Source organism: Stenotrophomonas maltophilia group sp. RNC7 (assembly GCF_030910085.1).
In the GTDB taxonomy this organism is placed as follows: Bacteria; Pseudomonadota; Gammaproteobacteria; order Xanthomonadales; family Xanthomonadaceae; genus Stenotrophomonas; species Stenotrophomonas sepilia.
On sequence record NZ_JAVFVN010000147.1, the window covers coordinates 1 to 1,365 of the forward strand.

At 28.9% G+C, this 1,365-nt stretch carries 3 protein-coding genes; all 3 read right to left on the reverse strand.

All coding sequences use genetic code 11. The annotated features are described in order from the left end of the window. Nucleotides 1-21 precede the first annotated feature (21 nt). Complete coding sequence (locus RCF13_RS01800) at nucleotides 22-486, reverse strand: hypothetical protein (RefSeq protein WP_001996050.1); 465 nt, start codon at nucleotides 484-486, stop codon at nucleotides 22-24. A gap of 110 nt (nucleotides 487-596) precedes the next feature. Next, the gene (locus tag RCF13_RS01805) at nucleotides 597-794 is read right to left on the reverse strand and encodes a hypothetical protein (RefSeq protein ID WP_001995731.1); all 198 of its coding nucleotides are present in this window, start codon (nucleotides 792-794) and stop codon (nucleotides 597-599) included. A 58-nt stretch (nucleotides 795-852) separates the two neighbouring features. Then, nucleotides 853-1,215 carry a hypothetical protein gene (locus RCF13_RS01810; protein ID WP_308140774.1) on the reverse strand — a complete coding sequence of 121 codons (363 nt, stop codon included), beginning with the start codon at nucleotides 1,213-1,215 and terminating at the stop codon, nucleotides 853-855. Between the last annotated feature and the right edge of the window lie 150 nt (nucleotides 1,216-1,365).

Genomic DNA, 1,365 nt, shown 5'->3' on the forward strand with positions numbered 1-1,365 from the left:
CTCTATTTACCAAACGCTAATTTATATAGCTGCAAATAAATCATAATATTGTTCATCTTTTAGTCCTAATTCTTTATTTAATTTCCCTTTTCTCTCTAAAGATAATTCCAAAAATTCATCGTCTAACCCTTCAGCATAAATTTGACAAATTGCGTCCTGATCCCCAAAAATAAATTCTCGAATCTCTCCATTTTTCCCATATAAAATCCACTTAGACTCATTTAGAAACTTGTAAGCAAATTCGCGAACTCCTAAAAGATCTATTAATTCGTCTTGTACATCTAAAATACAGTCTAATATTGAAATACTTTTGGCAACATGCCGTCTGTCTTGAATATGGATTGTAAATCTATTAGCCGCGTACCTTGTCTTTACAAAAACATATGCAAATTGTTTTTGTTCTGCATTCACTGTTAAACGTAAGCCTACTACCTTATTATTTTTCGCCAGCTTTTCTTCTAACTTACTAATATTTTTTTTACACATAATTTTACCTCCCTCTAAAATTATTATTGTTATTATTCACTTTTTTAAAGGAAAAACCTCCTAAAAATGTTAATTTTTTAATATTTTTCTCTTCTATTTCCGTCATTATACTATGATTTATTCTTAGCTGCTTTTATAAAACAAACCTTAAAAGCTTCCAATTTTCCATAAGGTAAATATCTAAAAACATTCCCTGTTTTTCCATTCTTAACAACTTTCAAATCATATTTTGTATTATTTCCTTTTCTCTTGCTCATTTTGTCCTCTCTACATTCTAAAAAAATAAGATTATATAACTCTTTATTCATCGACATATACCTCCATAAATAAAATTAGAGAGCCAGTAAGCTCTCCAATTTATATTTCTTATACTCCTCTACTTTTAGCTGATGCTGTATCTATCCCACATTCTTCCAAAAACTCATATACTTCTCCTCTATATTTAGGTGAAACCTTAAAAATTTCTTCTCCCCTTAATTCAAATAAAGTTGTATTATCAGCTGCTGTTGTTACCAAATATATTTGTTTATGTTGTTGCAAAAATCCCTCAAAATATTTGACTGGGACCTCTACTGGTACGATTGCTATTGTCCCTTCTGAATCTACAAAATAAACATATAATTGTGTATTTTGATTAAATAGCCTATCGTACATTTTACATTCTTCAATTTTTATTTTTCTCTCTCTGTTTAAAATATTTACCTTCTCTTTACACATTGTTCCAATCACCTCCTCCTTAGGGCAAATAAAAAAAGAACCCTTCGGAATTTTTCATCAGAAAAATTAAACCCGAAAGGTTCTTTTGTTATTAGCTCAAAATAAAAATAAAAAGTAGTTGCCCGTTTATACAATTATAAAACAAAACAGAATATTTGTTCA

Bases quoted from the DNA above. Each gene is read 5' to 3' on its own strand.
- RCF13_RS01800 (WP_001996050.1), bottom strand. From the start codon at position 486: ATGTGTAAAAAAAATATTAGTAAGTTAGAAGAAAAGCTGGCGAAAAAT.
- RCF13_RS01805 (WP_001995731.1), bottom strand. From the start codon at position 794: ATGAATAAAGAGTTATATAATCTTATTTTTTTAGAATGTAGAGAGGAC.